The sequence below is a fragment of the Lysinibacillus sp. NPDC093692 genome (assembly GCF_050280125.1).
Taxonomy (GTDB): Bacteria; Bacillota; Bacilli; order Bacillales_A; family Planococcaceae; genus Lysinibacillus.
Genome location: NZ_JBNNUW010000038.1, coordinates 1 through 25901, shown reverse-complemented (window position 1 = coordinate 25901; position 25901 = coordinate 1). Strand labels below are relative to the sequence as shown.

Below are 25901 nucleotides of genomic sequence, written 5' to 3'. Positions count from 1 at the left end.
TCTTCTGCTGTGGAAGAGATCCCTCCCGTACCAATCACATTCACCAATTCAGTAGGAAGCTGCCCTTGGTACGTTGGAAAATAAAGTCCAGCCCGCTTATCGTTTTCCCATTCGTCCTGCGGCGTTTTCGTATGATTTAACTTTAAGGGTTCTGTAAACCGTTGATGTATAAATTCGGTAAAGCTCATACCGCTGACTTTTTCCACCATAATCTCAGCCAGCGTAAAGCCGTCGTTGCAGTATACCGAGAACGCGCCAGGGTCCGCCTTCAAGCTCTGGTTGGACAATTGTCGCAACAAATTATCATGGGCATAGGTATCATTATCTTTAAATAAAAAATTATTGCTATACTCAGTACCTTGCAAGCCAGAGGAGTGGTTCAACAGCATACGTGGCGTAATACGTTTGTAACGCTCGTCTTTCATCTGGAAATCAGGAACATAGTGAACGACAGGAGTATCCAAATCGACTTTTCCTTCGTCGACCAATTTCATTACAGCCGCCGCTGCATACATTTTACTGACTGAACCAATCCCGTATTGGGTATCTTTGGTCAGCGGCTGTTTCCCTTTCATATCGTTCTTACCTGTCTGACCCGACAAAATAATTTGGCCATTATCAATTAGCGCATACTGCACACTAGTCGTCTCATAGGACTTCGTGAGTAGAGCAGCCTTCTCTGCCGCAATCTTTTTCAGTTCTTGGCTAGCAACTTCTTGGCTAACTACAACCGTAGTCTGACTGCTAGAAAACGCCATCGCTCCTGTTGGTAGGCTCATCGTTAACGCTAATGTAGCAGCTAACACCCCAGATAATTTATTTTTCATAATAGAATTGCCTCCTTAGATAAGTAATTGATTTCAAGATAAACACTTCCTAAAACCAAGAAATATTTTCTATAAATAGAATATCAAGGTTTTATTTTGCTCGTAAATACAGTAATAGACTGAAACCATATCAGGCTTAAGACTTATGCTTGATCATGACTAAGTAAATGAAAAAGACCAGCTTGGCTAAATTAGCTTTGCTGGTCATCCTCTATTATGTAGCCCTACAATATTTGTGACTTGTGCTAATTTAGCTGTTTTCATTTTACTTGTTACAGCATCACTAAAATATTCATCCGCATTAACCACTTCAATACCTCAATATTTTTCTTTGCAAGTTGGCGTTTTTATTATAGAAATCATTTCTTAGACTATACGTTAAAAATTGTTATTCACTAAGCTTCCCCATTCATTTAATTCCCTCAAATTGTTCAGCAAAACTAAAAACCAGAACGGAGAAATCCATTCTGGTTAAAGTCTAACTTTTGAGGTTCATACATCTAGGTGATTTTTATTTATTTAAACAATTTTGCATCTGCCCAGTCGGCATGATCATTGTCAATATTATCATTAGCATTAAAAGCAACTAACTCAAGTGTATTTTTCCCTGCAATATCTACTTCTACATGTTCAGCTGGTTCGTTTGATTTTTTAACCGGACTTATATACAAAATTTTGCCATCAGCAATTATCACAAAATTCACAGAACCATGACCCGGCGCTACTTGATCATCAATTCCTACATCAACTGTAAATTTAGTATACTGTCCATTCAAATTATACTTAATTGAACTATTTGAATGCGAGCCAATCCCTTTTTCATATTTCACACCTTTAATAGATAACTGTGTTTTATAAAACGATTGGTTTTTATTATAAGAAAAATAATCAGGTGTCATTTGCTCTATATCTCCTGTAACTGAAGTTGGAGTTAACTCATCACTTAAATACACAGATACAGGTGCAGCTAAAGTAGTTGTATTTCCGCCTACAAAAAATGTACAAATAGTAAGCATTAAAACCACCGCTAAACTTAATACATTAAATCGAAAACCTTTTGGATTAATAACGCGCTTTGTGTTTTTCATATCACTAGCCCCTTTCGATTTTGAAGTACATTCATATCTTTACACACGCAACCAAAATTTTCAAGAAATTTTTCAAATTGTAAATTTTGTTAAAAATTAGAACAAAAACAAAAAGACATTATTAATTGGTAGTGTAGCCTCGATACCATACTGTGCCGTTTTTGCCCCAACAATCATTTCTGCTCGCATTTCTTTGATGGCGTTACCATCCAGTGGTAGTCTGTAATCATTGAATCTAAAGCATCTGGTGGTTAGTGCTCTTTCTTTTAACATAGGTTTGCCCTCCTACGGTGTGGTATAATAATGTTGTTAAGCACCGTCAAAGGGCATAAACCAATTCGAGCTGTAGCGTCTGATCACGCTGCGGCTTTTTTGTGCATTAATCTACAAAATCAAAACCATCGTATAGCTGTTCCCAAGCCCATTGTTATAACTCTCAGCGACAGCCTCTTGGAGTTCTCCGACTGTTAGATTTTTATCAATTCCTAATTGCTCAAGGGTAAATGCCTCTTTTACTTAAGCACCTTGTAAATTCATTCAGACTAAAAAAGTAACTTCCATTTCCTCCTTTTGTTATCGAACATTTTGGTTTAAACACGAATTATAAAATAGGATACAGAATAAGATATAGAACTGATTAGTTTAGGGAGGTTAACATTTGAGTAAACACAAAGATACTTTTAATATTAATGACTTTTTATCGAATGGCGAAAATGATGCTGCTAAGCTTGCTGTAATTGGTGGACTAATTACTACATTAGGTGACGGTTTATCTACTATTGCAGCAATGATGGCTTTGGAGGAAGCTCAATCCCAACAATCAAATACCAACAATCATAGCTACTTAAATAAAATAGATGAATTAGAAAAGCAAGTTCAATATTTAACAAAGGAACTACATAAACTTAAATACTCAAGAAAATGAACCTCTTTCCCTATTACACAAAATTTATCAGACACAATCCTCATATTTTTCATTAGTTTGCTGTAACGACCTCGTTATGGTTTTTTCTTATATTGTTCAGTGAAAAATTCCGAATATTCGGATGGTTAACATAACCATGGTCTTTCGTTAAATAAATTCCTATACTAGTAACATCTTATATACTGAGGTGGATAATATTGAATATATTCAAAACATCGGAAACATCAAAAACAAAGAAAACTGCTTTATCAAATGGCTGGACTCTAACAAAAAGTTGTGTAGACATATCTGTATTTAGCCATTCGCCCTCGCCTCTCCTTATATTCGAAATTTTACCATAGATTTATTAACAATCAGGTTAGGAAATAAAAAATAATTTCCCGGGTAAGCGCAGGAAATGACAAGTAAACCCTTAAGAAAAACTTTGTGGGTTACATTATTCATCCATTTTCACCACCTAATCAAATTTCGAATGTACCTTCTAACTTCTTTGTGGACCCGCAATATCCGCACCTATCACATCTATGTGGCTTTTTACGACCTTGTTTCGCTGCTATAATGTTTGCTAGCATCGTTTGAACATAGTCCTTTTCAAAGTCGAAACGCCCTGAATTCAAGTGTAAAACTGATTTATCTGGCGGCGATTCTTTAGTTACTGCCACAATCTATAGATCATAGTAGCGACCTGTATTTTGATAGATGATCTCTCGATACACCCACATCTGCAGCACGTAATCGAAGGCTTGTACAAATGAAACCAAAGTATTATATTTCTCGCTCCAGTGGCGTTTCCTAAGCTCTTGAGTACTCTTTAAATCACTGAAAAATCCACGTCCATGATTGATGTTGTCTACTTTGATTTTCCACCCTACACCAAATAATTCGCCTGTATAGATAACCTCTTTTTCGCCTTGCAAAGCGAACATACAAAACTCGTCATTTTTAATGGTATCAATCATGTCGTCAGCTTTTTCGTAGTCCTTATACTTGTTGCCACGATTGGTATAAATGGTGTGGTGATTTAGCTCTTTAAATCCAGTGAATGCCTCATTACTTTCAAAGGCAGCGTGTAAATATGAGCCGACCATTATAGCTGTAGAGGGAGGACGAGAAAACTCGCCCCTTACCTCTGCAAACGCTAAAAAACACTCGTATTTTAAACGAGTGTTTCGTGACTTTTATGACAACCATTTCGGAGGTGTGTTTTTCTCCCAATAAATTAATGAAGTTGCACAATACATTATAAAAGTAGCGTATTTCATTGATATATCAATGTTTAATATGATTTTATATGTTTCACAAATAAGCATGATAATGCAAAATAACGAATTAATTTGGGGCTATGTGGGGCTAAATTGGGGCTAATGAAATCTAACAACGGCGAGCGTGTGTACAGGAATGCGTGAGTGGGATTGGGGGTAATGCCCCAATCTTTTTATTTGGCCATCCACAATAAATTAACTAGCCCGATTTCAAAGTCCGTGTTTGGGTCTACTGCTACTCCTACTTCGAAAGGATGTCCCCCAACTGGGATTGTAGCTATTACTGTATTTGTTACCCCATTTATTACTGACACATTATTACTTGATGTATTTGCCACATAAATAAGACCTGCTTGGTCCTGTTGCTCCTGTTACTACCGGACAAGGAAAATTACACGCTACAAATCGAAATATTTGATGGTTATGGTTCCCACTACAAAAACTCATAATTTCACTCCCTATTTGATACTATAGGTAATTCAAAAAAAGGATGGGTTGCAGGCACATTCATATAAACCCAATTCACAAGCTCATTTTTATTTTGATTTCTAAAATACAGTTTAATATTAGTTCTCTATTCTCCCTTTTCTGTTAATATTATAGGAGTTATTAAAAGATATGAGGTATTAGCTTATGAGAATAAACAAACTGATTACATATTTCATTATTTTTTTATTGTTGTGTTGGTTAGTTTTAATGTTGTGAACAATTACATTTATGTTTTTGCCGGAAGTTATGAAGGATTTAGAAAAGCGATCGAAGAAAAAGAAATGCAAAAAATAAAAACATATATTCGGTCTGGATACGATGTGAACTGGAAAGATACAAGTGATGAAGAGCAAGTTAGTTTACTCCATATTGCAGTAAAAACTTATGAACCAAAAATTGTGGAGCTGCTTTTAAAAAATGGTGCGGACCCAAATATTGAATCAACAACTCACCATAAAAAAGCTCGATGGACTCCCGAATTTACATCGACAACAACTCCAATAGAACTAGCAATATATGATTATAATATCGTTGAAGAAACACTTCATTTATTAATTGAATATGGGGCGGATGTTAATAAATTCACTTTAGTTAACAGAAGCTCCCCTCTATTTACTGCTGTAGATGCAGAAGATTATCAAGCAGTTGAAGTTCTTTTAAAAAGTGGAGCTAATCCTAATATTTTAAATAAGTTTGGGTATACACCGCTAATGAGTAGCTTTCAAGTGTATAAACCCAATATCACAGAATTGTTGTTGGAATATGGGGCCGATCCAAGTATACAATCGAAAGAAACTTTAAACGAAGGAAAAACAATTTTAGAGTTGCACGAAAATAGTTTTGAAAGACGTTACAAGTGCGACCCCTGTGCTAAAAATGTGATTCAGTATATTAATGAATGAAATTTTGGGTGAGTAAGATAATGGAAATTAACGAATGATACGTGTGTAATGTAACAGGTGAGAAGCAGTGCTAATACAGCACCCGCTTTATAAAAGTAGCAGCATTTCCAAATGTAATAAGCAAAAGATTTTTGCTTCGGTGTTAATTCCATCAAAAGTAAGTACCGTTACCCTAACAGCCAAGAGGGGGCATACTCACTTTTCAGTGCAAAATAAAAACACCCCGAAAGGTGTTTTTACTCACTATTCAAGACTTACTCTTCTATCATTCTTAACTTTTTTTCCATAATACTTAAAACTCTATGTTCTAACTGCATGTCTATCTCCTGATAATTCAAAGCAACAATATGAGCTATTGCTTCTTTCTGCTCTTCCTGAATATCGATTTTCTTTAGTAAATCCATTTATCGTAGAAGAATATTTAATTATCTACAGCAACTTCTTAGTTGCAATTTTACGACATAGAAATGGTATCTAATTTAGACGCTTATTAATTATAAAAATATTAAATCTAAAAACCAATTATCAAATTCTTCGTTTTTCATTGAAAATACTTCTACATTACTGTTCTTATCAACTGAATAAACAAGAATTTCTCTTACTTTTTCATCTATTTCAATCAAAATATCTTTCATATCATTCGTTTTTGTACCTACTGCTTGTCCATGAATAGCTTTAGAACGAATTTTATACAATTCTTTAGCTAAAAAATAATTCCTTTTCTTCTCTTCAAAACTTCCTCCTAAATATAATGCAAACCTTTCAGCAACTTTATGAGTTATTTCTGAACTATCATTAGTAAACAGGCATTCTAATAATGAACAATAATTAATTACTTTATTTGGGAGAACAGTCGTACTTCTTGCGTTTAATAAAAAATAGAAAGCTCGTTCAATTCTATCTGTCCCTTTATATAAAGGATTTATAAATTTTTTTATTATCCCATTATCAAAATTTTCATGTTTAATTTTATATTTTTCATAATATTTTATAGCTGAATCTATTTCAGATTGTGAAAATATTGTTTCTTTTATTTCTCCATCACTTGTTGAATTATGACTAAAAATAGCATTGCTTGTTACTATACCATCTCGGGGAACCCTTTTATATGTTTGTAAAAAGCCCATTTCACAATTTACACTATTATCTTTTACTAACCATAACGATCCAATAAAAGTTTGAACTTTTCTAAGAAAAAAGTGTATTAAATCTAAATTATCAATTTTATATCCGAATTTATCGCATAGTAAGTTATAATCACCTATTTCATATATATAAACGCTATCTTTAAAACTATACGCTTCAGAAAACCCAAAGCCCTCCAAAAATGTATCATTAAGTAAGTTTTTTTCAAATAAATCATTGCTATTTGAAATGCGCATATTTTGATCAATAATTTTACCTTTAAATAATTTATCTGGAATTTTTATATTATGAAGTTTAATCACAAATTGATACTTAATAACTTTCACCCCAATTTTTTCCGACTTCCTATCTTATAATAATCTAAGACATGGAAAACATGTGATACTATTTTGATACTATTATTTCGCTCACAAAAGTTCGTTCTTAAATAACCTAACAAAAAAAATAATTGTTAGTACTTTTCAAGCAAAAAAACGCCATCGATAGTGGATAAAGAATCTAATATATTATTCACATTTTGTTTTGATTGTATAATCGCTTCATCTAAAGCATCTAAAAAAATATAACCTACTTTTTTGTTTATTTTGATTCCATAAACTAAATTCATTTGTCTTTGTAATTTCTTCTTCTAACCATCTATCACCAGTATAATTTCGTAAAATAATGAATATTGCATTATGTTTTTCCTTAATTTCTTCAAACTCAGCTCTTAATGTATGCTTTTACCAATACCAGGTTCACCTAGCAATACTAACAATCTTTCATTTTCTTTATCTGATAAATAAATATTTTACCCGAGTTCAATTTTTCATCGAAAAGTCCTTGAGAATCATATTTTATTGTAACTTCTCTATTTCTCCAATATCTCTTCCAATCATACATCTCAAACACCTCCGACCATTTCATTACATTATATACCAATACTAAAAAGCCAACTATATTTAATATTTTTTTGTGATTTATAAGAGTATACGAAGGTTTTTTTTGTTATTATTATAGAAAACATTTCCAAATCGAATATTTCTAAAAAGGGGTTAGATTATGCAAAAAAGAATTACTTGTTTATTAGGAGCTGGTGCTGCATTAGAAATAGGGGGACCGACTTCAATTGGACTTACAAAAGAAATTATTTCTGAGTCTTTTTATTTACAAAAATTATCCCTTATCCTTGATGATTATTATGGAAAAGATAACTATAACTTTGAAGACCTATTACATCTAATAGAAACCTTTTTATCATACCAACACAATAAAGCTGCTGTAAAAAAGTATAAGCCTGTTTTAGGTGCATTTATTAATATGATGTCATTATTAAACTTCGAAGATGTAATGGCCGCAAGGAGAACTATATATACAAAAATATGGGATGCCATTGATTCTTATAATAATGATATATTGACTAACAATAATAAATCTTGGTATGTAGATTTTTGGAGTAGATTAAACAATAATGGGAATTTTTTAGATATCATTACCTTAAATTATGATAATACAATCCAATGTTCTTTAAATGAACAATATTCAGATGGGTTTATAAAAGTAAACGACACTTTTTCTAAGATTTCATTGGATGAACTTTACAGGGATGATTTATCAAAAGTGATTAATCTACATGGTTCAATTCTTTTTGGGGACTATAGTGGAAATAGCTCTGAAACTGCAAACCTATATGTTTTTGAAGATGATTTTCATGAACTCTACAAATATTCAAATTATAAAGTGGCAAGAGAAAAATTTTTTTATACTGCAAAAACATCACATGTTACACAATCTGGGGAGGTAGCAGAGATTACACCAATAATAACCGGATTGAGAAAGGCAGATAAATTAATTGTTTCACCATATAATGCATATCATCATTATTTTTATGATGCCATTAGAAAAAATTCAGGGTTATTAATTGTAGGATATTCATTTGGAGATTCACATGTAAATAATATCATTGAAAAAATTACAGCATTACATGGGGAAAAGAGAAAAGTAGTTGTAATTACATACCTTACACCGTCTCAGAGAGAACCTTGGTACCCTGATCACTCTATTATGATGGAAGAAAAAGGATGGCTAACGACAGAAGCATTGTTCTTCTATTCAAAAGCGGCCAAAGACTATTACCCATTTGGGGAAAAATTTGAATATAATAACCCTATAAAATCTAAAGATGGTAGGTTAATGATATTTTTGGAGGGGTTTAAACAAGCCGTTGAAAATCATGGTGATGAAATAATAGAATTTTTAATGACAGATTAAAACGTTATGTAGTTCACAACAGAATTTTTAAAAAAGGAATACGGAATTCTGTATTCCTTTTTTTATAGTACCAATTGTTTCTTTTAATTTTGTTAGAATCCCTATCTTTCGGACACACCTGGATAAAATTGTTGGAGGCAATTCTGTAATTATATAGAGTTGAGACTTTACAAGCCCAATGTATCAGCGTTAATTTACGTTCAATCAATGGCATCACCCCATTATGCTATTTGCTTTGTAAAATGAAAAAAGCACCCATCAGGATGCTCAACTTATTCCAAATAAACTTTTAATTTGTAAAGAGGCATATTCCTTAACAATATCTATAGGAACAGAGCCGAGTTCTAACCCTTTTTTCAACATACCTTCTTTAGTTTTATTCCAAATTCCGTTATTTTTAACAGAGTCTAAAAATTCATGTCCATCCCACGTCATTGATGCTATTAACCTGAATGGTTTGTTATCAGCCCATTGTGTGTTATTTTTCACATATCCAGCTTGATCTAATATTTTTAAATGGTACGCAACTTCTTCTCTGTCCCAGTCTTCTGGGATGATTAACTCTCTCCTATCATCGTTACTTTCAATAAGTAATAATAATTCTCTTACTAAATTCAAATCTCTTTTCATCTTCATCACCTCCCACCCAATCATAAGCCAGAAGGTGTGTACAAAACCTCAATAACTTTTTGACCTCAAAAGCAAGCACCGTTCGTAGTAAGGGGTAGACCACTAATGCTCACTTTTCAGGGCAAAATAAAAACACCCCGAAGGATGTTTTACATTATCTATTTTTTCTCATACAACATTTCTAAAGATTCTAAATACCTTTCGTATTTGTTTTTTTCGTCTTCAACGCTTTCTTCTAGATGTTGCGAAATAGTATGTGTACTTTCCATTAATAATTCACTAACCATAAGAACATCGTTTTTTGTAATCCTTAGCATTTCCTTTATAAAGGTATTTGAATAAGTAGTAGGTGTTATTTTACGAGTAATTATTTTCATTGTTATATCTTTGGTTTTAGTGGATAAATAATTTTCGTTATAATTGAATAATTTGTTTTTTCTTTTAGGAATTTCAAACGTCTCTTTATATTCAATAAACAAATCCGAGAGATGACTGCATATAGTAACTGTTTTAAAATTATCGAATTGTAGATAAAATCTATTGCCGTTTGGTTCAAAATGCTCCAATTTCAACTCTGCTAAAAATTTTCTACTTAGACCAGTGTATAAATTAAATCCGATTAAAAGTCTATCTTCTATTTTTTGATTTTTATCACTACAAAAATGTTTAATTTTATTTATTTCTTCTAAGTTTAGATATTCCTTATTTTTTTCACTTGTCTTCGGAATCTCGATGTTCTTCATAACATCGCTAGTGTAATCCTTAGAATAAGTAAAATCGAAAAAAGATTTTAACGAGTAATAGTGATTTACATGATTACTATCTACCACTTTCATTAGGTATGTACTGACATCACGTGTATGTATGGATTTAAGATTTCTATGGCTTATATCATCTACTGATTCATAAAAATATTTCAAAAATTTTTCAACTTTTGGTTTATAGGCTTGTGGATGTTTCCTATCTTTCTCCCTTTCTTTTTCTTCGTAGTACTCTTGTAAAATACTATAAAACGGCTCTAAATAATCTCGAATTTCATCCATTTATACTCCCCCCTTAACATTACCTTAAATAATTTCTCGTAATTATTCAAATTATTACGTTTGTTTTAAAAAAGGTAAGTACATCTAACATAATTCGAGTAATACAAGGTAATTTAAACAACTGCCACTTACTAACCCTCAATCATTTAGTGGCTGTTTGATGCAGTTTCAAAGCAAAAGAAAAAGCCCTACGTAGTACTGCAAGGCTCTTCTAATTGGCATAATACAGCTGATGATAAACTACTCCCTCACTAAAGGTCATAAATCGATGGGCTCTAGGTCTACGAACGCTACAAAGCTTCTCTATTAGTAACATATATACCCAAACGCTCATTCATATAAAGAGTATTTTTGTTTTTCCATTCAAATACTTTATCCCGTGGATAACGAGCTGAAATTGCATGACACTTAGGAAATCCTTCCATTCGAATTATCTTTTCTACAGTCGGTAATTCACATTGGAATATTTGAGCTACATGTTCTTTTTTCAGATTTGAAGGTAGAGTTAATTCGAATTTCATATTTTCTCTACAATCTTCCATCCCCTTTTTATAGGCCTCTATAACTACTTTTTCTACTTTCGCCCTGATTAACTCTAACTCAAGTTCATTTATTTTTATTTCTAAATTAATACTATGTTCCATTTCCTTTTGCACTTTCATAAAATTGGCTCCTTTAGTTAAAATATATTTTCATCAATACCATTAACTCTATAATGTCCAATCTTGAAGAAAAGAAAAAGAAGCGGTTAAATTGTTAATCCAAGCCGCTTCATATATGTTATTATATTTATGATTTATTTCAGTTTACCAACTGGATTTTTGAAGCTGTCGTTGCCGCGACGGCTTTTTCATTTCCTAATGTTCCACCAATCACCTTGCCAATAATCTTCACCTGATGTTCTCGTACTACTTGTATACTTTCACCTAACAATAAGATTTGATTACCGAAGCGAGTGAAGGGACTAATAAAACGTTCTCCGGCCGCTTCAAATACCGCTAAATCCTTTCCGTTGCTTCGAGGCTGTTCTGTTGAAACTAGCACCTTATCGCCTTCTAAAAGCCCTAATCCAATACAATCATTCATTACTTCTAATTTAAATTCTGATTCCATTTTGAAAACTTCCTTAGTTATCTTGTAAAGCTATTTTGACTGTACTAAATAGGTCTCTTAGCAGTGCTTCAGCATGATAAACGTTGTCGCTTACTATTCTGTTGAAAACTCCATAACGATGGTAATCATGAACAATGCCAATCTGCACATCGCGCTCATCGACATTACAACGACCGAAAAATTTTTCTTCAACTAGCTGTTGAACATAATGCGCATTTTCTAAAATCTCTAGAATATCCGCTAGTGCATCTACTGTATTTACTAAGCTAAATGTTACTGTTGTTTTTTCCATGTTTTTTAGCTCCTATCTGCTATGTTTTATAGTGTGATTTAATTAAATGATCCGATACCTTAGCGATTTGTTGCTACTGCATTCAAAAGTAATTGCTTGTTGCGGTCTGACATGGCACACCACTCTTTAACTGTTACTTTCATTTGGATGCCCCCCCTTTTTAAATAGAAAAAACTTCGTCCCCCACAAATTAATTATTGATCTGTTGTGTGAGCAACTTCATATAGCTTTTAATCAAAGCACGAACTATTCGCTGGCTTTCTAACTCTGATAGTCGATTCATATATTCACCTACCTCTTTTAGTATGTCGGTTATTTCTAGTCCATTCACCGACTGAATGTTGACAGCTTACATAACTACGTTCCGTTGTCGTAAATTCATATTACAACAACTACAAAACGTTGTCAACTACGTTCCGTTGTCAAACACTTTATAATTTGATATTATTAATTTAGGGACGAGGTGAAAAAAATGCGTGCAAAGTCCACTTTAAAGGATGTTCTTGATGAAAGAGGCCTTTCGATTAGTAAGTGTGCTGAAATGGCAGGGTTAAAAAAAGAAACTGTTCGTCGTCTGTATAATGACACTACTATGCAATACCAACGAGATACTTTAGGGGCGTTATGTAAAGCTTTGGATGTCGAAATTTCCGACATACTCACTTTAGTAGAAAATGATGAATAGCAGCAAAAAGCATCTACTCTACTGGAGCGGATGCTTTTTGTATGTGCAGCTTGTCTCTTCAATACATAATAAAAAGCCACACCTTGTTGGATGTGACATGACTTAAAAGTTATTTAAAATGATTCCATGCTCTCTCCTATATAATTTGTCAGCATATTGTTTTCCCTCACTGATAAAACATGCCATTTGTCGTTCATGTATTAAATTAGCCGGAAACTTTTTAGGTACTCTAAGTAGTCATCTATTATTCTCCAAAACCTCTCCTTCATTTCCATAGAAGTAGATTGCATTTCTAACACAGCGAGATTAATTAATTTTTCTAAAACAATTATTTCTTCTTTATCAAGATTATAATTTTCACTTTTAAGAAAATTTCGTATGGATTTGATTTTACCGTACTTCTTATCTTGGATTTTAAGTTTCTCAATGTATTTTATTATTTTTATGTTAGGGAAAAACCATTCATCCCTTTTATTATATTTTCTAAACTTTTCATGAAGATAAAATTCGAATCTTTTGCCACCAGTAGTACAGTGAAGTAAAGTTAATTCTTCTGGATTGGCAGTTTGGAGTTCTTTTAATCTTCTTTGTACACTTGTTCCAGAACCCATTTTTATTGGTCCATCATTCGCCGATTGAATAAAATAAACATCATCTGAATTACTCAAAGTAAAATACAATATCCATCACTCCTCAATATTTTAAAGTCTGATCGCCATATTTGATGGGCAGCTGGTATGTTCTTTTTTTGATAAGCTGATGCTCAATTTCTGGTCTCTAATATTATTTTCGCCACTCGTGGCGAAAAATATGCTGTAATGCTCTATTACTCCATTAACAATTTCAAGGTTAGTATCAACTTTGCTCTAAGCAAAAATAAGTTTACTGGATTATCTCACTTCACAATTTTGGAAGGTCCTATTTTTCTACTTACAAGAAAAAGAAATCAGCAGAAACAAAGGTTTCTATAGTTACCCACACTTTTGTAGTCACCTTTTCTCAGTATGTAAACATTGTTTACTACCTTCTTTAATACAAGACCAAAATTAGACAAACTAATCATCCCTCAAAAGTGGACTCAACAATTTCGATCAGACTGGCCCAACTTTACTTTATCCTATCTTTTTATATCAGTCAGTGTTCCACTAAATGACTTGGAAGACATCTTTTGGATTTCTTGCTCTAGCAATAGCTTATGAACACCCCACCAATCTCTTAAAAAAATAGTATAAATAATCTATAATAACCTTATTATTACTTAAAGGAAGGTTATTAAAATGTATATTAAAATTAAGAAACAAAAACAAAGTAAAAGTAATTTCTTTTTTAGTTTACTAATTTACAGTTTGATTTTTTTCGTTATTTCATTTGCTGTAGCCGTAGGAATTCACCAAAGAATTATTGGTGAATATATTAATGACTTAAACGGAGCCTTTTTTGTTTTTCTAGCTCCAGCGATTTCTACAATTATTTGTACATACCTTGTCCTCGCTTATTCATTTTCAAAAAAATACATAAATAAAAGATACCTTTCTACTTTTAAAGACACACTTGCACAATTAAGTGTATTCTTCACTATTATTGTTAATGCAGTCGTAAAGTTTTATGTTCCAAATAATGAAACTGATAATACAGTAATCAAATCTGATTTCATTTTATTTAAAGAGTTTACAGAATTCCTTGTTACAATCACTCAACCAATAAACTATATATACACTTTACCTTTGTATTTGAGTATGATGACTTTAATAATTCTCGCTTTAGAGCATTCTAAGTTTGTTAGTAATCCAATAAAAAAGAGGAAACTTATCCCCTCAACTAAAGTTACAACAAAAACCGCTAATATGGAAAAATTAGAACAAATCCTTATCGAAATAGAACAAAACATTACAATTGCAAGAAATCTTTTGAATAATAATAATTGAAATCTATTACTTGATTTCAACTTCATTTATATAGGAAGTCCTGAAATCCTTTGACATTTGAAATATTTTTTTATCGTAAATCCTCCATAAAATAAGGCAGCCTCTCCAATTGCGATTAGTTTACCTCACGTGTAGTGGTTGCCTTCTCTTCGATTCGTTGCACCTTCATTGATGATTCCTTTACTGGGCAATAAACACAAATATAAAAAGCCGAGTTTCCTCGACTTTTCATTATCTCCTCAACACACCTGCCCGTGTGATTTTATATTCCCCATTCATGGGTTACTATGTATTCTATCGTTTCCACCGTAGGCTTGTAAATCCAGAATCTTTTTCCTTTAGGTCCTCTGCGGCGTTGATATTGTCTCACTCTTGGATCATGAAGAAAAAAATCCTCTAAGTATGATTTACTCATACAAGTTAAACGAACCAACTCATCTATATCACAAAGAATAAGATCTTGTCTTACATATTCATCAATCTGTTTTTTAACTTCTTGCTTAATGGTAGTCATAGCCTCGTCATCCAGCGTTATCTTAACATCAATATTTTTCATTTTTATTTATAAACCCCTTTTCTAAATAAGGTATTTTTTTATATCCAAAAATTCCGATTTATCTAGAGTTTAAATTTATTGAATTATTTTTTATCCATTCAAATACCTCATCTCGTGGATATCTCGCTTTCATATATGGGAATTTCGGAAAGCTGAATATATTTTTCAATTGATGTACTACTGTATCACTACACTGAAATATTTCCTTTAAATCCGAATTGGTTAACAAAGGTGGCCATTTATGCTGTTGTTTTCCATACTCTACTCCTTGTAAAAAAGCCTCTTCCGCTACTTGCTCAATTTTTAATTTAACTAATTCTAGTTCGAGTTCAGCTATTTTAACCTCAATATTAACCTGGTTTATTTCGTTTTTTTTAGCCACAACCATACCTCCATTATTATTTGATTTATCAAATATTTTACAATAGGCACTAACTCCAGTAAAACATTGGCCAATACCCACTCTATGTTTTAGCAACTCTCTCATATATTAATTCTTCCATACGATTTTCTATATAAGATTTCAGGTTAACATTAGTTAACATTCTGCTTGCAGCTGCCTTCGCCGTACTTTCCTTCTTCACGTTCGAATATGCCTTCAAATAAGCTTCTGTGGCATTTCCCAGTTCAATATAATAATCAGCAAAAGCTTGTTGCTTCACTGTTAACTTTTGTTCAATCAATGGCATCGCCTCATTATGCTAATTGCTTTGTAAAATAAAAAAGCACCCAAGAATGGATGCTAGAAAATTATATATTTAATATTTCTTTAATTTCTTCAAATGTTAAATCGTCAGAACTTCTAAAGCCTTTAGAAGTTTTAATTTCATTGTGTTTTTGTATCATTGTCTTTAAAGTGTTCATACTTGGCCCGAAACCGTGAGAATTAAAGTCTTCAATTTTCCCTTCTTGCATGAACTCTTTAATTTCACTATATTGATCTAGTTGTTCGACTAAGAATTTATAGAAGCTAAAATATTTCACTTCAACATCATCATTTAAATCAAAACCTTTAAATAACACTTCATCTTCGTCGATTATCTTTCGAGCTTCTTCATTACGAGACCATGAAAAATACAAATCTCTATATAAATTCAACACTTCAACCACAAATTTACATTCTACTGGGTTAACCTCTTCAGAAAACCATTCTGTAGCTAAAGAATAATATTTAGAATATCCAGAAACAAAAATATCTCTTAAATTTTCATATTGTCTCTTTTCGTAATCATCATTAGTTAATCTCGAAAGAATTTCATATTGATTCGCAATCATTAATCTATCTTTCATACTTAAAGTGTCTTCCATCCTTATCACCTCCAGCCCAATCGTAACCTAATATTAGATAATTATGTAATAACATTTTGATACAATTATTTAACTCTCAAAAGCAAGTACCACCGATCAAAGTGTAAGAAACTTAGCTCGATACTCACTTTTAAGGGCAAAACAAAAGCACCTATCAGCCATTGAGCGTAGATGCTTGTTTACTGCTATTTTGTTTATAATCCCCATTGCTCTTTCAATTTCGTTAAAAACTTCATCTTACTACCATCATCCCCACAAGCATCTGGATGAAACTTCTTGGAACCCAATCGGTAAAGTTCGTGCAGTATCTTCTTTTCATCATCATTGTAGTTACTAGATTCATTACTTAAGTAACTACTACCGTTTTCACCCGAATAATTGTTGTAGTTACGCTTGAAACTTTCCTCATAACTACGCTTTGCATATTCTTCACGTGCTTTTTTGTCAGCAATTACTTTTTCTAAGTATTCAGGATTCCTCAACTCTCCAAAAACGTCATAGCAATATCTATATGTGTCTTCACCATATAAATCCTCGAAAGCCTTTTGTACTTTTCTATGAGTTTCTAATATTGCATCGTGCTTCTTCTTTACCTTATATTCTTCAGTCTGTTGAAACTCCAATTCAATCTGTTCGACAAGTGGTCCCAATTTAGCATTAATCATTTCATGAAAGGTATCTTCATCAATACCCATTTCATTTAATTTCCCCTCTAAGACACGACTAACATAACGATCACCATACCAGGAATCGATAAAATCATAGTATCCCATAGTGCAAATAACCCATTGTTTCTTTTTTACTTTACCATTCTCTCGGTAGCTGTGATGTATACTAATTTTATAAGCATCTAATATCGGCCTTTCAAATCGTTCATCGCTGTATGTGTAACCGTATGACTTCTTAGGTTCCTCACCGACAAAGCCAAATGTTGTCTCAGTAACAATGATTTCTTTATGTGTGCCATACGGATCTGGCTTCTTCTTTTGTACTTTCTGAATGACACAAAACATGTACTCTGCTCCTTTCCATGTAGTTACTTTCCGATTACATAAAGTACCTACACGACTAATAACACGCTACTGCCTTTTGGAAGCGGCCTTTAACAGTAAATCTATTCCCATAGTTCTGTAACGCGCTTTCCGATAATTCAACCCGGCCATACTGTTTTTCTTTTTCCCGTCTTTTCATAATGTCCTGATCGAATGAACCATTCCTATCCCAGTAATCTGAAAACAGTTCTTCATCATCCATCGCCTCTATCTGTGCATCCCATTCAGTCACTGACATTTCGCGAGCACTTTCTTTAATTTGCTCACGCTCTAAAACGTAATTCAAGCACTCTTTCAGCGTTTTTAATACATCAGGGTATAAATCAACAGAATTTGCTTTCCAAGCCTCATACTGTGCTCGCTCGTTATCATAGAGAAGGGAAACTGCTTCTTCCAATACTTCAACACGCTTTTTTACTTTATCCATGCGCTGATTACGTTTTTCATAAAGCTCTACCAGGTAACTAGCATAATCTTCAACGTGACAAGCCAATTTGTAGATACGGCCACTACCATAATCGAAACCTGTTATCGTCGGAGCAATACCTTCATAAGCTTCTTGACGCTCTGCATGATATACTCGTTCGATTTCTTCTAATTCTTGTTGTGCATGTAAGTACGCCCAAAATTGACTGTCTGTTAGCATGCTATCACCCTTTCATTCGTTCTTCTCTTGCCTTTAATCGGTCAGCCATACTTTGTTGGTTCGAAACATCCTGTAAATGGACTTCCTGATCATTTAAAAGTTTAAGTAGTCTTTTGTACGCTAAATCCTCTAATGCTTTTAAATTTTTTATAGCCCTTGAGGGTTCGGTATTTACATAATCAAAGAAAATCATGGCTGTGCGTTCCCTTGGCACATTCTCGGTCCTATGAGCTAAAATAAGCTCATCCTTAAAATTCAATTCATCACAGCAACTTTCGAGAATATCTTGAGCCTTTTCAATTACCTCAATAGCAGCAGATATTTTATATCGCTTTACCTCACCCTCTGGCATGGTTTCCGCTTCTTTTAATGATTCGTAAGCTGCTGGTATTTGCTTTTTGAAGAGGCGTTTTAGTTCATCTAAAGTCAATGTCTCTCACCGTCCGTTATATGCAATGTGCTCACATTTGCAACATTCATTTTAAGAAGTAGGTTGCCGGCAAAAGCCAACATTTTCATGGATCCAGTCTATAATTACTAGTGTAGCTATACATACCATGGCAACCCTATTTATCTGTATATCCATCAAATCAGCCATAAAGTCGTTATACAATTTTCTAAACAAGTAACCACATCCCTATATAAATGATGTTAGTATTTTTTAGTAATAAACTCATTCAGAAGCGGTTTCTGGCAATTATCAGTGTCCTTAATACGAAATACCTTAGCATTTCTTAGCATCCTTAATACGGAAATATGTTAGCAAAAGTTAGCATGGTTGCATTCTAGATGCCACTATTATTGTTTGAATTCATGTATTTGTTTGTCTTAATCACATATTAATAAGCTTTTCTGCCTGTTAATGCACATACTTTTCATACACTTTCTTACTGACTGACAAATCAAGTCGGAATTTCTCTTTTGCGATCATTAAATCAACTGTATCGGCTAAGATTGGCTCTCGTTCAATTAACATCTCAGGTGTCATCTGATTTTTCTTTAGAGATTTCACGTGTCCATGACGACTAGAAACTGCTTTGTTAGCAATTGTGTTTGCTTTTATAAAGCTCACCGTTGTTGGTTCTAGCAATGATTGTTGCAACTTAGCCATTGTTTCCTTTTGATGCACTTTGTCTAACATCCTAAAGATTTGAAAACCTTCTAACCCTGACGACTGACGAAGTGTTTTAACTACTTCAAATAGCCAATCTTCAAATGCTTCTGCTTCAGGTCTTTGTGATCGAGTTATCGCTTTGTAAATCCCTTGTTCGGATATTGCTGTAAACTTCTGATTCATACCAGTCAATTTGACATGTGTAAGAAATTTACTTTTTAAGTGTCTTGTCATAGCAGCTGTACTACTGTAACAAAGGGCATCGGCTATATCTTTAGCAATTCCCCACCACTCACTTTCAATTTCCACAAAACGTATTTCATGTTCTAGCCATTTCTCTGTTTTAATTTTCACTAGATTTATCCTCCTTTCATTTTTCAAACATTGCAACCATCTCATGAAAAGGTTGCATCCTTTTTCTTGGATATGCACACTTTTGGATGCATACTTTTCGTTCTAATTCTTGGGTTTTCTTGGGGGTTTATTTGTTTCGGAAAAGTATTTGTGTTTTGTTTTGGAACGTTCCAATCAACTCTCGTATAACGCTCTAAAACGACTGTTTCCCTCTAATTAAATCAATGTAGTACTACAAGCAACGATTGGAGTACTGCATTGAAGTACTCCGCTAATTGTTAGGCTTTGCCAGGCTCTAATACCTTGCGTTTCCTTACTGTCGTGTTCCGTTTGGTAAATGAATTGAGTTCCGTTTTGGAACGTTGCAACCTTAACATTTCTCAACATGTCCAGTGCATCGAAATGAGTAATTTATGTTAACTTTTGTAGCCTTTCAAAAGGAACGTTGTTTGTTTCGTAACGTTACCATTCATCGAACCGTTTCATTTCTTCCAACTTCTCATAATTTCGATGCGCTAGTAAAACAGCCAATTTCAAATATTGTTCCTGGTATTCAGTATCCGGAAAATACTTAATCAATTCAGCACATCGGCATACTGCTACGTTGCCTACCCAGTTTTCTTTTGCTGCTACTCTTCTAACAGTTTGATAAGGTACCCCAAAGAGATTAGAAACATCCTTTAACGATGTACGGCTATTCTGTTGTGAGCGTGCATAATATTCCCTCATCCAATCCCAATCGAATTTAAGATTCAAAACAGACACTCCTTCACAACCTTTTTGGTATAGTGTTTCATTTGTAATTATGTTGTACTACATTAAAAATACGCCCTGCCAAATTATCGACTATGAGATTTACTACAAAGGAGAGATATTATTATGAACTCATTAATCACCGTTTCTATCGATAAAGCTGAAATGGAACGTCTTGTACAGAAAGAAATCAAAGCACAGATTCAAGAAATTAATGCAGATCTAATCTTCTGGGACTTAAAGGAGCTATGCCGTCGAACATGTATGAGCAGATCGTTCATTCTCGAGCGGTTCTTTTATCATCCAGATTTCCCTAAATATAAAGTCGGTACTAAGTGGCTTATGCCGCCTAAAGAAACAGAAGAATTTCTAAGCAATTGGTTGAAACGACAACTACGCTCTTAGAATAGTCGCTTTCCTTTTTAAGATGTCTTATTTGTCCGATTACTACTTTTTAGTGAGGCCCAAATTTGACACCCCATGTTCAGAACTTAATTTTCTATCCTTTCAACGCGGCTCGAACATGATAATAAAGATGGTTGTATATCCAGTTACCACTTAATTGCCTATCATTCAAAAAGGTTGTAGAGAAGTTGTAACGTGCCTCAAACGTTTTGATTCGTGCAAGTAATGCTTTAGCATTGTATTGGCTTCTGTAGTTACCGTGTACCAAGTCCGAGTAACTACCTTCGACCAATAGAGTAAAATGTGATTTCTGCGATCTGATTAATTCGTGTTCAAACCTTTCCTCTTTGATGCTGCTGGCTAATTCGTCAATGCTGTTCTTACGTTCCACAGTGAATGGAAAGTAGGTGTCTCGGTATATACCCAGCTCGAAATTTTGCGGAATCATAGCACTGTAATCCCCTGTATCTAGCTTTATAGCTGTATATGGGATATTATTAACTTGAAAAAAATTTGTAATATGCACATTCACTTGCTCCCTTGTATCAATGAGTATCACCTTTGATGAGAGGAGCTTTTTTAGTTCCGTGTCCGTATATTTGAATTTAGTAATCATTCATAGACTACCTCCATCCCCTCGATACTCGTTAAATTAGTAACCCATGCTAAAGCCTTGTAAAAATGCTCCTACTTCCGCTTCTTTCACATGTTTCACCATTAGCCCAACTAATTTATTGTTCTCGTCATGACTCAAAGGTAAAGCTTTTAAGAATGCACTTAATTCGTTCGCAGTCTGTATAAAAGCCTCTGTGCGTTCAATTTGAATACATGCGTTTTCTAAATCAGGAAAATTTATTATGTCCCCCATGTCCTACCATCCTTTCTAACATCGTTTGAATAGCCCTAGAAGCATTTTTAACTTTCACCCTTATTGCTTATCAAATTTAATGCTAAAACACCTCTACGAGTTTGCTATACGATTTTTAACCTACTTTACCCACTCATTGTAGTAGGACCTTGCTTTTTTCCTCTCATTCAACATATTCAAAATATGGCTACTAAGTTTGGTTGGCGGTTCTTCCAGCTGAGCCGTTTCCTGCAAAGCTTTCATGATAGATTCGTAATCGTACATCATGAGCCAACCTGAGATTTCTTTATAAACATTTTCATCAACAGTATCGAATGTAAACTGGATTGATTTTTCGATGCTTGCTATCTGTTCTGAGCGAGTACGAGTGTTTAAAGACTGGTTTTCTAATCCATTTGAATCTACTGGAGAATGGACCAACTGACCGACGACTGTTTTTTCTTTTTTCTTTTCTTCTTTTTCTCTATCTACGCTATTAGTAATATTAGGGGCGTTAAAAGAGTCTTTGTCTGTCTTGTCTGTTGTATTCTCTGTCTTAAAATCATTGTTGAAATCTTTTGAAGTAATCTCTTGTGTATTCTCTGTAGTAGTCTTTGTAGTAATCTTTGTTAAAGAAATAGGAATATTTGAATTTCCATTTTCAATATTTTCAATTTCGTTTTCAGTATTTTTAGAAATGGAATTTCTATTTTTTGAATTTCCATTTTCAAAATTTTGAGTTTCTATTTTTAAATTTCCAGATTTGGATTTTGAAATTTTTGAATTTCCATTTTCAATATTTTTAATTTCCATTTCTAAATTTTTCAAAAAGGAAGAGAGACAAAGGGTTAGGCGGTCTATATCCACCTTGTAATGGATTGTAGGACTACCATTCGCCTTTATTTTCTTAGTATCTAAAATGTCTAACTCTCGTAATTTTTTTGTATGTTTATTAATCTGATGGTTACTAATATAAATTTCTTCATGCCATTCTTTGGCTGTTTTGTAAAAGAAACCATCTGAACGCTTAGCGTGATCTGACCAATAAATTAATTGGGACAAGAACACGCCGCCATCTAACGAGCCCATGAATTGGTTGTATACCTTATTAACAGTGAAGTAATAATTATCATCTCCTACTTGCTCAGTGATAAGTTGTTTGGCTGTATCTCGATTATTCAGACTCACTCACCTCGATTCTTAGAAGCTGTCATAAAACACACCTCCTACCTTCGTTATTATTGTGGTTAAAATATCGTTTCTGCAGCACATCTCATCGCTTCAATGATTTTCTTATGAGTGGCTATATACAGTTCCTTATCATGTAAATAAGATGCAAGCTCATCTCTATTTCGTGCTAACCAGTAGCCCGAATGATTTCTGCTCTTGATGCTAACTACTGGAGCTCCCTTCAAACGGAGATCGAATATAAGCTGGTGAAAATAACGTCGATCTTTAATCATCAATCGCTCCATAATTTGTGAACCTGTTAAGCTCTCTGAATCTCCTAATCCTTCTAAAATGTGATATACACGTAACTCATCGTTTGTTAAATTTTCATACATTTATTTGCCTCCATTCTTTCAGCTATTCCTGTACACACGCCGCCAGCGTTTTATTCGTTCACCATTCTGCGGTGATTTCGTTGATTACTTCCAATGCCTTTGAAGCTGGATACCACTTCTTTCTGTTTCTGCGCCGCTCCAATATTTTCATACGTGGATCCGGTAGTATCTCCATTTCAAGCCACCTTTTTGACATGCAGCATAACTTAGCCATTTTATCCACGTCTACGAACCATAGTTGTGATTGAATCGTTTCATCTAATTGCTTTTCAATGTGTCGTTGGATAGCCTGTTTATCTAACTGCAACTCAATTTTTGTTTCTAACATTCCGCCCCTCCCATTACGGTTGATTCATCAACCACTTCTACCAAAAAAATATCTTCTATTCTAACATCTAATCCATCAGCTATTTTTTTTGCAACCACTGCTGACGGTTTTCTCTTGCCGTTTAAAATTTGAGATAAAAAAGAATGTGAAATCCCTACGTATCTAGAGAAACCTCTAATAGTATATCCTTTTAAAGCTATAGATAATTTTGTATGTTCATAGCTTTTAAGTTGAAATGTATACATTATGAATCACCTCACTTCTAGAATTAGAATACCTCAGAGTGGTAACTGTGTCAACCATTATGAAATCAATGTGGTTTGACTAGTTACCATTTGCGTTATAATATAAAAGATAAATCGAGAGAACGGGGGATAAAAGTGACTGAAAGAACGTTTGGAGAAACAATTCAAGCTGCCAGAAAAGCGAAGGATCTTTCTATTAGGGAGCTAGCTAGAAGGTCGGGGATTTCTCACCCATATTTATCACAATTAGAAAACGGTAAGACTACTAACCCATCCTATGAAATTATAGGGAAAATAGCTAAGGGGTTAGGCGTGAACATTGTAGAACTTCTAAATTTATCTGATGATCACTTTTTAAGATTATTCGATGGCTACGATTTAAGTTATACAAGTATTACGGAAATGAATGATGACGAGCGCGTTGATTTTGGTAGACATTTCCATGATCAAAGGACGTTTAGTAATATTACCATTGATGAAATTTCGTTGAAAACCGGAGTTAGTAAAGGGGATTTGGAGCTACTTGAAGCTGGAAAACTAAATAGAAACTTAACTGAAATAGAAAGTATAAATTTGTTAAGTTCTTTTGATGGCTTTGAATTTTTTATCACTCCTGATACAAAAGAGGTTGAAAAGCGTGAATATGAAATAGGTAATCTGATTTTATTTAATGATAAAGTTCATTACAAAGGAAAAATGCTCGATGCTGAGCACAGAAGGTTATTATTTGAATCTTTAACAAAAATCATGGAGAATACCGAAAAATAATATTAAACTCACCTATTCCTGTACACACGCCGCCAAGCATGAAAGGAATGGTAAAGGTGAAATTATATAAATCGGCAAAAGAACCTGAAATATATCACTATTTCAATGCAAACGAGGAAAAACTGTGGATGTTCCGCCATAAGTATTATGATGCTACCGGGAAGCGGAAAGAGAAGAAAAAAAGTGGTTTTAAAACAGAAAAAGCAGCATTGAAAGCCCTCCTGGAAGTTAAGGGCGCAACGCTGCGAGGTGAAACAAAACATATAGAAAATGATAACCTAACTGTAACACAATGGCTAGATATTTGGTTTGAATCCAATAAAAGTAAATGGAAACTTGGAACGATAACACAACGTGAAATCGTTTTAAGGCTTAATATAAAACCGTATATCGGTCATTTTAAATTACAAAAACTAGACAGATTAACATACCAAAAAAATCTAATTAATGCCTTAGAAAAGAAATATGAACCTAGCTCAATTCGATTAATACACTCAATCTTTTTAATCGCTATTAACGCTGCGGTTGAAGAAGAAATAATTGTTCGAAATAAATTTAGAGGGGTAAGCTTGCCTTCTACCCGAAACAAAGAAGCTGAGTTATCGGTTCTTACATCTGATCAACTACGAACAATGCTCGTATACACAAAAGAACACGAAGATGAAACTTACTATTCGATTTTAATGTTACTGTCTTATACAGGAATGCGTAAAGGTGAAGCGTTAGGCCTCCAATGGAAGGATATTGACTTTGAAACCCACACAATTAGTATTATGCGGAATCGAACAAGATATGGTACGGGGTCAACTAAAACAAAAAATAGTGAACGCAAAATCAAAGTTGGTAAGAATGTATTTGATCAGCTAAATCGTTATCAAAAAGTAATCAAAGTAAAATTATTATCATACGGGAAAAAACTAGAAGATGATGATTATGTATTTCACTCTTTGGAAAGTATGATACCAATGCCATTAACAACGTTACACAAAGGATTTAAAAGAATTGTTCAACGTGCTGGATTAAAAGAGTGTACACTCCATTCTCTTAGGCACTCTCATGCAACTATATTAATGAACGATGGTGTACCGGTAAGGGCGATTGCCGAACGTTTGGGGAACACACCTGAAATGATTCATACAACATACGGGCATGTATTGAGGGAAATGGAAGATAAAATTATCGACACTTTTGACCGCGCTATTGAAATTGGGGCTAAAAATGGGGCTAATCTCTAAGAGACAGCCCCTAAACCCTTATATATCATGACATCCACTTAGGTGGTGTATTCTTCTCCCAGAGTTCAAATGATTTTATATTACGTATTTTCCTATAGATATATTGCTTTAGTATCAACGTTCTATAGTGTACCACATTTTTTGATTT

General features: G+C 33.7%; 36 protein-coding genes and 1 pseudogene. 8 read left to right on the top strand and 29 right to left on the bottom strand.

The features are described from left to right. The 3 genes from ACQKN4_RS24190 to ACQKN4_RS24180 all read right to left on the bottom strand — a co-directional run. On the bottom strand, window positions 1-827 hold an 827-nt coding region (locus ACQKN4_RS24190; protein WP_427485069.1), incomplete at its 3' end, for a serine hydrolase domain-containing protein. A gap of 515 nt (window positions 828-1342) precedes the next feature. Further along, window positions 1343-1915, bottom strand: coding sequence for an NPCBM/NEW2 domain-containing protein (locus ACQKN4_RS24185; protein ID WP_079561056.1), 573 nt, complete (start codon window positions 1913-1915; stop codon window positions 1343-1345). A 96-nt stretch (window positions 1916-2011) separates the two neighbouring features. Then, complete coding sequence (locus ACQKN4_RS24180; RefSeq protein WP_427485068.1) at window positions 2012-2188, bottom strand: hypothetical protein; 177 nt, start codon at window positions 2186-2188, stop codon at window positions 2012-2014. Window positions 2189-2573: 385 nt separating this feature from the next. Between ACQKN4_RS24180 and ACQKN4_RS24175 the strand changes: the two genes are divergently transcribed. After that, window positions 2574-2840: a translation initiation factor 2 gene (locus ACQKN4_RS24175; RefSeq protein ID WP_240518248.1), complete on the top strand. Its 267-nt coding sequence runs from the start codon at window positions 2574-2576 to the stop codon at window positions 2838-2840. A gap of 461 nt (window positions 2841-3301) precedes the next feature. Here ACQKN4_RS24175 and ACQKN4_RS24170 read toward each other — a convergent pair. Further along, window positions 3302-3967 (bottom strand): annotated as a pseudogene (locus tag ACQKN4_RS24170) (PD-(D/E)XK nuclease-like domain-containing protein); the annotation flags it as partial. A 308-nt stretch (window positions 3968-4275) separates the two neighbouring features. After that, window positions 4276-4440, bottom strand: a complete 165-nt coding sequence (locus tag ACQKN4_RS24165; RefSeq protein ID WP_427485067.1) for a hypothetical protein — start codon at window positions 4438-4440, stop codon at window positions 4276-4278. A 345-nt stretch (window positions 4441-4785) separates the two neighbouring features. Between ACQKN4_RS24165 and ACQKN4_RS24160 the strand changes: the two genes are divergently transcribed. Next, complete coding sequence (locus ACQKN4_RS24160) at window positions 4786-5493, top strand: ankyrin repeat domain-containing protein (protein ID WP_427485066.1); 708 nt, start codon at window positions 4786-4788, stop codon at window positions 5491-5493. A gap of 254 nt (window positions 5494-5747) precedes the next feature. Here ACQKN4_RS24160 and ACQKN4_RS24155 read toward each other — a convergent pair whose 3' ends face one another. The 3 genes from ACQKN4_RS24155 to ACQKN4_RS24145 all read right to left on the bottom strand — a co-directional run bounded on the left by ACQKN4_RS24155 (window position 5748) and on the right by ACQKN4_RS24145 (window position 7246). Beyond that, window positions 5748-5897: a hypothetical protein gene (locus ACQKN4_RS24155; RefSeq protein ID WP_427485065.1), complete on the bottom strand. Its 150-nt coding sequence runs from the start codon at window positions 5895-5897 to the stop codon at window positions 5748-5750. Between the two features lie 90 nt (window positions 5898-5987). After that, the gene (locus ACQKN4_RS24150) at window positions 5988-6965 is read right to left on the bottom strand and encodes a hypothetical protein (protein ID WP_427485064.1); all 978 of its coding nucleotides are present in this window, start codon (window positions 6963-6965) and stop codon (window positions 5988-5990) included. 125 nt (window positions 6966-7090) lie between these two features. Further along, window positions 7091-7246, bottom strand: coding sequence for a hypothetical protein (locus ACQKN4_RS24145; protein ID WP_427485063.1), 156 nt, complete (start codon window positions 7244-7246; stop codon window positions 7091-7093). A 434-nt stretch (window positions 7247-7680) separates the two neighbouring features. On the opposite strand from ACQKN4_RS24145, the gene ACQKN4_RS24140 reads away from it, so the two are divergent. Beyond that, a complete protein-coding gene (locus ACQKN4_RS24140; protein WP_427485062.1) occupies window positions 7681-8889 on the top strand; it encodes an SIR2 family protein in 1209 nt (402 codons plus the stop codon). Between the two features lie 267 nt (window positions 8890-9156). Here ACQKN4_RS24140 and ACQKN4_RS24135 read toward each other — a convergent pair whose 3' ends face one another. The 5 genes from ACQKN4_RS24135 to ACQKN4_RS24115 form a co-directional block, all read right to left on the bottom strand. Next, entirely contained in the window at window positions 9157-9519 is a 363-nt protein-coding gene (locus tag ACQKN4_RS24135) for a DUF2513 domain-containing protein (protein ID WP_427485061.1), read from the bottom strand. 158 nt (window positions 9520-9677) lie between these two features. Then, complete coding sequence (locus tag ACQKN4_RS24130) at window positions 9678-10562, bottom strand: hypothetical protein (RefSeq protein ID WP_427485060.1); 885 nt, start codon at window positions 10560-10562, stop codon at window positions 9678-9680. Between the two features lie 290 nt (window positions 10563-10852). Continuing rightward, window positions 10853-11224, bottom strand: a complete 372-nt coding sequence (locus ACQKN4_RS24125; RefSeq protein ID WP_427485059.1) for a hypothetical protein — start codon at window positions 11222-11224, stop codon at window positions 10853-10855. Window positions 11225-11363: 139 nt separating this feature from the next. Next, window positions 11364-11675, bottom strand: coding sequence for a hypothetical protein (locus ACQKN4_RS24120; RefSeq protein WP_427485058.1), 312 nt, complete (start codon window positions 11673-11675; stop codon window positions 11364-11366). A 13-nt stretch (window positions 11676-11688) separates the two neighbouring features. Then, a complete protein-coding gene (locus tag ACQKN4_RS24115) occupies window positions 11689-11967 on the bottom strand; it encodes a hypothetical protein (RefSeq protein WP_337989379.1) in 279 nt (92 codons plus the stop codon). Between the two features lie 472 nt (window positions 11968-12439). On the opposite strand from ACQKN4_RS24115, the gene ACQKN4_RS24110 reads away from it, so the two are divergent. Next, window positions 12440-12652 (top strand): helix-turn-helix domain-containing protein, encoded by a 213-nt coding sequence (locus ACQKN4_RS24110; RefSeq protein WP_427485057.1) that lies wholly within the window; start codon window positions 12440-12442, stop codon window positions 12650-12652. Window positions 12653-12852: 200 nt separating this feature from the next. Here the strand turns inward: ACQKN4_RS24110 and ACQKN4_RS24105 are convergent, their stop codons facing one another. Continuing rightward, on the bottom strand, window positions 12853-13332 hold the full coding sequence (locus ACQKN4_RS24105) for a GIY-YIG nuclease family protein (protein WP_427485056.1): 480 nt from the start codon (window positions 13330-13332) through the stop codon (window positions 12853-12855). Between the two features lie 597 nt (window positions 13333-13929). Between ACQKN4_RS24105 and ACQKN4_RS24100 the strand changes: the two genes are divergently transcribed. After that, window positions 13930-14577: a hypothetical protein gene (locus ACQKN4_RS24100; RefSeq protein ID WP_427485055.1), complete on the top strand. Its 648-nt coding sequence runs from the start codon at window positions 13930-13932 to the stop codon at window positions 14575-14577. Window positions 14578-14839: 262 nt separating this feature from the next. Here ACQKN4_RS24100 and ACQKN4_RS24095 read toward each other — a convergent pair whose 3' ends face one another. The 9 genes from ACQKN4_RS24095 to ACQKN4_RS24055 all read right to left on the bottom strand — a co-directional run bounded on the left by ACQKN4_RS24095 (window position 14840) and on the right by ACQKN4_RS24055 (window position 20363). Then, window positions 14840-15133 carry a hypothetical protein gene (locus ACQKN4_RS24095; RefSeq protein ID WP_337989375.1) on the bottom strand — a complete coding sequence of 98 codons (294 nt, stop codon included), beginning with the start codon at window positions 15131-15133 and terminating at the stop codon, window positions 14840-14842. Between the two features lie 58 nt (window positions 15134-15191). Beyond that, window positions 15192-15596 carry a hypothetical protein gene (locus ACQKN4_RS24090; RefSeq protein ID WP_427485054.1) on the bottom strand — a complete coding sequence of 135 codons (405 nt, stop codon included), beginning with the start codon at window positions 15594-15596 and terminating at the stop codon, window positions 15192-15194. Window position 15597: 1 nt separating this feature from the next. Continuing rightward, on the bottom strand, window positions 15598-15816 hold the full coding sequence (locus tag ACQKN4_RS24085) for a terminase small subunit (RefSeq protein ID WP_337989373.1): 219 nt from the start codon (window positions 15814-15816) through the stop codon (window positions 15598-15600). Window positions 15817-15883: 67 nt separating this feature from the next. After that, the gene (locus ACQKN4_RS24080) at window positions 15884-16441 is read right to left on the bottom strand and encodes a YfbU family protein (RefSeq protein ID WP_337989372.1); all 558 of its coding nucleotides are present in this window, start codon (window positions 16439-16441) and stop codon (window positions 15884-15886) included. A gap of 194 nt (window positions 16442-16635) precedes the next feature. Beyond that, complete coding sequence (locus tag ACQKN4_RS24075; protein WP_427485053.1) at window positions 16636-17454, bottom strand: hypothetical protein; 819 nt, start codon at window positions 17452-17454, stop codon at window positions 16636-16638. Between the two features lie 55 nt (window positions 17455-17509). Then, window positions 17510-18139, bottom strand: a complete 630-nt coding sequence (locus ACQKN4_RS24070; RefSeq protein WP_427485052.1) for a hypothetical protein — start codon at window positions 18137-18139, stop codon at window positions 17510-17512. A gap of 4 nt (window positions 18140-18143) precedes the next feature. Next, window positions 18144-18569, bottom strand: a complete 426-nt coding sequence (locus ACQKN4_RS24065) for a hypothetical protein (protein WP_427485051.1) — start codon at window positions 18567-18569, stop codon at window positions 18144-18146. 429 nt (window positions 18570-18998) lie between these two features. Beyond that, window positions 18999-19607 carry a BRO-N domain-containing protein gene (locus ACQKN4_RS24060; RefSeq protein ID WP_427485050.1) on the bottom strand — a complete coding sequence of 203 codons (609 nt, stop codon included), beginning with the start codon at window positions 19605-19607 and terminating at the stop codon, window positions 18999-19001. 462 nt (window positions 19608-20069) lie between these two features. Next, complete coding sequence (locus ACQKN4_RS24055; RefSeq protein ID WP_427485049.1) at window positions 20070-20363, bottom strand: hypothetical protein; 294 nt, start codon at window positions 20361-20363, stop codon at window positions 20070-20072. Window positions 20364-20486: 123 nt separating this feature from the next. On the opposite strand from ACQKN4_RS24055, the gene ACQKN4_RS24050 reads away from it, so the two are divergent. After that, on the top strand, window positions 20487-20765 hold the full coding sequence (locus ACQKN4_RS24050) for a group-specific protein (protein WP_427485048.1): 279 nt from the start codon (window positions 20487-20489) through the stop codon (window positions 20763-20765). A gap of 94 nt (window positions 20766-20859) precedes the next feature. Here the strand turns inward: ACQKN4_RS24050 and ACQKN4_RS24045 are convergent, their stop codons facing one another. From ACQKN4_RS24045 to ACQKN4_RS24020, 6 genes are all read right to left on the bottom strand, one after another. Next, on the bottom strand, window positions 20860-21381 hold the full coding sequence (locus ACQKN4_RS24045) for an ERCC4 domain-containing protein (RefSeq protein ID WP_427485047.1): 522 nt from the start codon (window positions 21379-21381) through the stop codon (window positions 20860-20862). A gap of 36 nt (window positions 21382-21417) precedes the next feature. Next, on the bottom strand, window positions 21418-21633 hold the full coding sequence (locus ACQKN4_RS24040; RefSeq protein WP_427485046.1) for a hypothetical protein: 216 nt from the start codon (window positions 21631-21633) through the stop codon (window positions 21418-21420). A gap of 120 nt (window positions 21634-21753) precedes the next feature. Beyond that, window positions 21754-22800, bottom strand: coding sequence for a hypothetical protein (locus tag ACQKN4_RS24035; protein WP_427485045.1), 1047 nt, complete (start codon window positions 22798-22800; stop codon window positions 21754-21756). A gap of 59 nt (window positions 22801-22859) precedes the next feature. Further along, window positions 22860-23177 (bottom strand): hypothetical protein, encoded by a 318-nt coding sequence (locus ACQKN4_RS24030; protein ID WP_427485044.1) that lies wholly within the window; start codon window positions 23175-23177, stop codon window positions 22860-22862. A gap of 58 nt (window positions 23178-23235) precedes the next feature. Then, complete coding sequence (locus ACQKN4_RS24025) at window positions 23236-23505, bottom strand: hypothetical protein (RefSeq protein ID WP_427485043.1); 270 nt, start codon at window positions 23503-23505, stop codon at window positions 23236-23238. After that, window positions 23499-23750 (bottom strand): helix-turn-helix domain-containing protein, encoded by a 252-nt coding sequence (locus ACQKN4_RS24020; RefSeq protein ID WP_427485042.1) that lies wholly within the window; start codon window positions 23748-23750, stop codon window positions 23499-23501. The genes ACQKN4_RS24025 and ACQKN4_RS24020 overlap by 7 nt, the downstream gene beginning before the upstream one ends. Window positions 23751-23840: 90 nt before the next feature. Between ACQKN4_RS24020 and ACQKN4_RS24015 the strand changes: the two genes are divergently transcribed. Together ACQKN4_RS24015 and ACQKN4_RS24010 are read left to right on the top strand one after the other, a co-directional pair. Further along, a complete protein-coding gene (locus ACQKN4_RS24015; protein ID WP_427485041.1) occupies window positions 23841-24518 on the top strand; it encodes a helix-turn-helix domain-containing protein in 678 nt (225 codons plus the stop codon). Between the two features lie 47 nt (window positions 24519-24565). Beyond that, window positions 24566-25753 carry a tyrosine-type recombinase/integrase gene (locus tag ACQKN4_RS24010; protein ID WP_427485070.1) on the top strand — a complete coding sequence of 396 codons (1188 nt, stop codon included), beginning with the start codon at window positions 24566-24568 and terminating at the stop codon, window positions 25751-25753. Window positions 25754-25901 lie beyond the last annotated feature (148 nt).

What these genes read in the sequence shown, in the direction of transcription:
- ACQKN4_RS24100 (WP_427485055.1), top strand. Translation starts at nt 13,930, where the DNA reads ATGTATATTAAAATTAAGAAACAAAAACAAAGTAAAAGTAATTTCTTT.
- ACQKN4_RS24145 (WP_427485063.1), bottom strand. Translation starts at nt 7,246, where the DNA reads ATGAATTTAGTTTATGGAATCAAAATAAACAAAAAAGTAGGTTATATT.
- ACQKN4_RS24120 (WP_427485058.1), bottom strand. Translation starts at nt 11,675, where the DNA reads ATGGAATCAGAATTTAAATTAGAAGTAATGAATGATTGTATTGGATTA.
- ACQKN4_RS24030 (WP_427485044.1), bottom strand. Translation starts at nt 23,177, where the DNA reads ATGTATGAAAATTTAACAAACGATGAGTTACGTGTATATCACATTTTA.
- ACQKN4_RS24025 (WP_427485043.1), bottom strand. Translation starts at nt 23,505, where the DNA reads ATGTTAGAAACAAAAATTGAGTTGCAGTTAGATAAACAGGCTATCCAA.
- ACQKN4_RS24020 (WP_427485042.1), bottom strand. Translation starts at nt 23,750, where the DNA reads ATGTATACATTTCAACTTAAAAGCTATGAACATACAAAATTATCTATA.
- ACQKN4_RS24040 (WP_427485046.1), bottom strand. Translation starts at nt 21,633, where the DNA reads ATGGGGGACATAATAAATTTTCCTGATTTAGAAAACGCATGTATTCAA.
- ACQKN4_RS24130 (WP_427485060.1), bottom strand. Translation starts at nt 10,562, where the DNA reads ATGGATGAAATTCGAGATTATTTAGAGCCGTTTTATAGTATTTTACAA.
- ACQKN4_RS24045 (WP_427485047.1), bottom strand. Translation starts at nt 21,381, where the DNA reads ATGATTACTAAATTCAAATATACGGACACGGAACTAAAAAAGCTCCTC.
- ACQKN4_RS24070 (WP_427485052.1), bottom strand. Translation starts at nt 18,139, where the DNA reads ATGCTAACAGACAGTCAATTTTGGGCGTACTTACATGCACAACAAGAA.
- ACQKN4_RS24185 (WP_079561056.1), bottom strand. Translation starts at nt 1,915, where the DNA reads ATGAAAAACACAAAGCGCGTTATTAATCCAAAAGGTTTTCGATTTAAT.
- ACQKN4_RS24080 (WP_337989372.1), bottom strand. Translation starts at nt 16,441, where the DNA reads ATGGAAGACACTTTAAGTATGAAAGATAGATTAATGATTGCGAATCAA.
- ACQKN4_RS24075 (WP_427485053.1), bottom strand. Translation starts at nt 17,454, where the DNA reads ATGTTTTGTGTCATTCAGAAAGTACAAAAGAAGAAGCCAGATCCGTAT.
- ACQKN4_RS24010 (WP_427485070.1), top strand. Translation starts at nt 24,566, where the DNA reads ATGGTAAAGGTGAAATTATATAAATCGGCAAAAGAACCTGAAATATAT.
- ACQKN4_RS24135 (WP_427485061.1), bottom strand. Translation starts at nt 9,519, where the DNA reads ATGAAAAGAGATTTGAATTTAGTAAGAGAATTATTATTACTTATTGAA.
- ACQKN4_RS24050 (WP_427485048.1), top strand. Translation starts at nt 20,487, where the DNA reads ATGAACTCATTAATCACCGTTTCTATCGATAAAGCTGAAATGGAACGT.
- ACQKN4_RS24140 (WP_427485062.1), top strand. Translation starts at nt 7,681, where the DNA reads ATGCAAAAAAGAATTACTTGTTTATTAGGAGCTGGTGCTGCATTAGAA.
- ACQKN4_RS24110 (WP_427485057.1), top strand. Translation starts at nt 12,440, where the DNA reads ATGCGTGCAAAGTCCACTTTAAAGGATGTTCTTGATGAAAGAGGCCTT.
- ACQKN4_RS24180 (WP_427485068.1), bottom strand. Translation starts at nt 2,188, where the DNA reads ATGTTAAAAGAAAGAGCACTAACCACCAGATGCTTTAGATTCAATGAT.
- ACQKN4_RS24115 (WP_337989379.1), bottom strand. Translation starts at nt 11,967, where the DNA reads ATGGAAAAAACAACAGTAACATTTAGCTTAGTAAATACAGTAGATGCA.
- ACQKN4_RS24125 (WP_427485059.1), bottom strand. Translation starts at nt 11,224, where the DNA reads ATGAAAGTGCAAAAGGAAATGGAACATAGTATTAATTTAGAAATAAAA.
- ACQKN4_RS24095 (WP_337989375.1), bottom strand. Translation starts at nt 15,133, where the DNA reads ATGAAAAATATTGATGTTAAGATAACGCTGGATGACGAGGCTATGACT.
- ACQKN4_RS24155 (WP_427485065.1), bottom strand. Translation starts at nt 5,897, where the DNA reads ATGGATTTACTAAAGAAAATCGATATTCAGGAAGAGCAGAAAGAAGCA.